We start from the raw sequence: 3,584 nt of genomic DNA, 5'->3' as shown, positions 1-3,584 counted from the left end.
GATGATCCGTCATGGCCGATCTGCGCCCACAAAAAACGCCGCATAATGCGGCGTTTTTCTTTCGAACAAAGTACGCGAAATTAAGCGCGAACGAAGTCGATGTGCGTTACTTTTGGCTTGAACGCGTGACGCTGCATAGCCTGAACTTTAACTTTAACTTCTTCACCAGCGATAACCAGAGTCATTTCGCTGTTGTAGAAAGCTTCTTCAGTTTGCGCGTTGATGATTGGATCGTGTTCCAGAACGATTGCTACTGGCGGCTTGTTGCCACCGTAAACGATTGCAGGTACTTTGTTAGCAATACGCAGGCGGCGGCTCGCACCCTTACCTTGCTCTTTGTCGGAACGAACTTCAGCGTTGAAAGTAAACATAATTGTTTCTCACTAAGGATAATTAAAGGCAGCAATGCAGGCGACCCAGCACTGAACCTATTGTAAAACGAGGCCGGATTTTAACGAAAATCGTCCTTAATCGCAAACCAATTCTATTTATTGTGTCGAGGTACGTGCCGTTATCCCCGTAACTCATACGCTTTTCGAAAACGCCCCTGATAATCAAAAACTTTCTCGCGAATTGTTAGGTACTTACCCTGTAAACGCGCGACAACAAAATCGGGGGCGCGCAAGCAAGACTGTTGGGCAATAATGCTTGCTGCACTGTCCCAAACAAATGGAACACCCGGCGCACGCTGGTGTACCCGCAAAAACTTCAACCGGAATACCTGTTTTTGAGCCGCTGTTTCAAGGTAAAAACGTTCTTTGACCTCAGCGCTATCTTCGCCGCCATCTTCATCAAAGTAGGTGATGCTGAGCCATGCTCCTTTGCCATCACGCCCCTCTTGCAGCAACATACCGCAGCAGCGTAACACCTTTGCATCTTTTAGATTGAGCGCGGCTTTGAGCATATCATCAGGATCAACCAATACCTGATTGCACTGATGGCAGCGGCGGGCAGCAATATCATTTTCTGCCCCGCAATGCGGGCACACCTTAAAGCGAAAACGGTAATCGCACTGTTCGCGCTCACGATTTTTCCCGTTTGAAACACCTTCATCTGCTTCATGCTCAAACCAGCCCTGACAACGGCGGCCAAAATGTTCAATAACCGTGCCTTGTGTGTCAGTTTTCCCCCAGAACTGGTTGGCAAAACCACAAGCAGGGCAAAACACCTGCACCGGCTGACTGTCGGTTGCCGGTTTGTGGCTACCCACTTCCGGTGTAAACAGATCATGCGGGTTACCGGCATAATCAAGGATTAAACAGTCGGTTTTTCCCTCTGCAAGGCGCAAACCACGCCCAACAATTTGCTGATACAAACTGACCGACTCGGTAGGCCGTAAAATAGCAATTAAATCAATGTGCGGAGCATCAAAACCGGTCGTTAATACAGAAACGTTGACCAAATAGCGTAACGTTTTTTGTTTAAATGCGGTAATCAGGCGTTGCCGCTCACTGGCTGGGGTTTCGCCGGTAATCAGCGCCGCTTGTCCGTCGGGTAATAACCCGTACACCTCTTTGGCATGCTCGACGGTTGCCGCAAAGATCATTACACCTTGGCGTGCTTGGGCATACTCAATAATTTGGCTGACGATATGCGGGGTTATTCGCTGTTGTTGTTGCAGAGTGAGGTTGATATCGCGCTCAGAAAACAGCCCCATTTGATTAGCCTGCAACTGGCTAAAATCATACTGTACCACTGGCATGTCGAGCCGGTTAGGTGGCGTTAAATAGCGGTGCTTAATCATATACCGCAGTGGGAGTTCATAAATACAGTCACGGAACATTGGGTTTTGTTCCGCATCGGCACGGGTCATGCCGTGGTAGTGATAGCGGTAAATCCACCCCTTTCCTAAACGATACGGTGTGGCGGTTAACCCAAGAATGCGCACATTTGGCTGATGCTGTTGTAAATGTCGGATCACCTGCTGATATTGTGAGTCTTCACTATCACTGATCCTATGGCACTCATCAATAATCAGCAGTGAAAATGCCTCTTCAAACGCTGTCAGATTACGGGCAACAGATTGTACACTGCCGAAAACCACTTTACCTTGGCTCTGCTTTTGCTGTAATCCCGCCGAAAAAATATCTGCATCTAGCCCGTACGCGCAGTATTTAGCGTGATTTTGTTCGACTAGCTCTTTTACGTGAGCAAGTACCAACACTCGCCCGCGCGCCTTACGTGCCAGTTCAGCAATGACCAAGCTTTTCCCCGCACCGGTGGGCAAAACAATGACTGCTGCACTGGTATGCTGACGAAAATAGTGAATTGCTGCATCAACAGCTTCTTGTTGGTATGGGCGCAGAGTAAAAGCCATGGGTAGCAACATAAACCGCTATAAAAGGATAACTGTGGGAAAGTATATACTGTCTCACCCGATTCCCGAAACACAGGTAAACCGGCCATGTTACCACTCCCTTTATTACTACCTACAAAATGTGCACAACTTTGATACCGCGCGCGGATGCAGGGCACATCTTTCCGATATAATGGCACTTTACGGCTTACACATTGACTCAAAGAGAAGCGGATATGAATTTTCAGCACATGATCGGGTTGGGCGTTGCCGGTAATTTTGCCGGACATCTTGAACAGGCGGGCGAAGCAAAAGATTTCGTAGCCGTAGCCGTATCTGATGCGGTTGCCCCAAAAGCCATCTTCCCATTTTATGTGCCAAATACCTGCGCAGCAGAGAGCGTTCCGCATTTTCTGCACACTTACCCACTATCTTCCGATCATATCGTGCCTCCGGCGGATGCTGATAACCTGCAAATTGAACCGGAAGTTGCCATCGTTTGTGATATTCATTATCAGAACGGGCAGGTGGTCGGGCTGACTCCACGCCAATTTGCTGCCTACAATGATTGTTCAATTCGCCGCCCGAATGCTAAAAAAATCAGCGAGAAAAAGAACTGGGGCATGTGCAGCAAAGGGGTTTCTGCCACATTGCTGGATATCGATAAATTCGCTGAAGGTGGGGTGATGGATGATTACCGTATCGCCTGCTATCTGGTACGCGATGGTCAGGTGCATGCGTATGGCATTGATAGCCCGGTGGTTGAGTACAGCTATTTTCACCACCGCTTGCTTGATTGGCTGATAAATCAGATGAATTTTCAGCAAGATCAAGGCCCAGCAGAGAACATTGCAGCACTGCTCAAACAGGCTGGTTATCCGGCACAAGCACTGATCAGTATTGGCGCTACCCGTTATACCGAATTTGGCGAAACCCACTTTTTACGTTTGGGGGATCGCAGCGTTGTGGTGGTGTATAACAGCCAGTTCTACAGTGCGCACGATATTGAAGAGAAAGTGAGAATCAACCAACTCTCAGATGCCTATCTTTCGGCACTGGTTCAACAGGTTGATTACTAAGCATTAAAGCGAATAACGAAAATTAAGCACTCATCATAAGCAGTCAATATAAACTGCATACTCCAACAAAGTATGCAGTTTTTGGTTTCACGCATGTCATGCGCTGATTTGTTGTGCCTTATTTGCTAAAGACTGTAGCCAAGCAATCTCTTGCGGCCAGATACTCATATCTACAGTCTCAAGCACCAGCGGAATACCGTTAAAGCGCG

General features: G+C 48.0%; 3 protein-coding genes. 1 reads left to right on the top strand and 2 read right to left on the bottom strand.

What is annotated here, in order from left to right:
* Window positions 1-80: 80 nt before the first annotated feature.
* Window positions 81-371, bottom strand: coding sequence for a 50S ribosomal protein L25 (gene rplY, locus ACRC27_RS03215; protein ID WP_438631585.1), 291 nt, complete (start codon window positions 369-371; stop codon window positions 81-83).
* Window positions 372-511: 140 nt separating this feature from the next.
* Complete coding sequence (locus ACRC27_RS03210; protein WP_438639182.1) at window positions 512-2,317, bottom strand: DEAD/DEAH box helicase; 1,806 nt, start codon at window positions 2,315-2,317, stop codon at window positions 512-514.
* 215 nt (window positions 2,318-2,532) lie between these two features.
* Here ACRC27_RS03210 and ACRC27_RS03205 point away from each other — a divergent pair, with 215 nt between their 5' ends.
* Complete coding sequence (locus ACRC27_RS03205) at window positions 2,533-3,375, top strand: DUF5718 family protein (RefSeq protein WP_438621938.1); 843 nt, start codon at window positions 2,533-2,535, stop codon at window positions 3,373-3,375.
* Window positions 3,376-3,584 lie beyond the last annotated feature (209 nt).

Source organism: Plesiomonas sp., assembly GCF_051650925.1.
GTDB lineage: Bacteria > Pseudomonadota > Gammaproteobacteria > Enterobacterales > CAMTGL01 > Plesiomonas.
The sequence above is the reverse complement of the archived record's forward strand: the minus strand, read 5'-3'. Positions and strand labels throughout refer to the sequence as shown.

Bases quoted from the DNA above. Each gene is read 5' to 3' on its own strand.
- ACRC27_RS03210 (WP_438639182.1), bottom strand. From the start codon at position 2,317: ATGGCTTTTACTCTGCGCCCATACCAACAAGAAGCTGTTGATGCAGCA.
- ACRC27_RS03205 (WP_438621938.1), top strand. From the start codon at position 2,533: ATGAATTTTCAGCACATGATCGGGTTGGGCGTTGCCGGTAATTTTGCC.
- rplY (WP_438631585.1), bottom strand. From the start codon at position 371: ATGTTTACTTTCAACGCTGAAGTTCGTTCCGACAAAGAGCAAGGTAAG.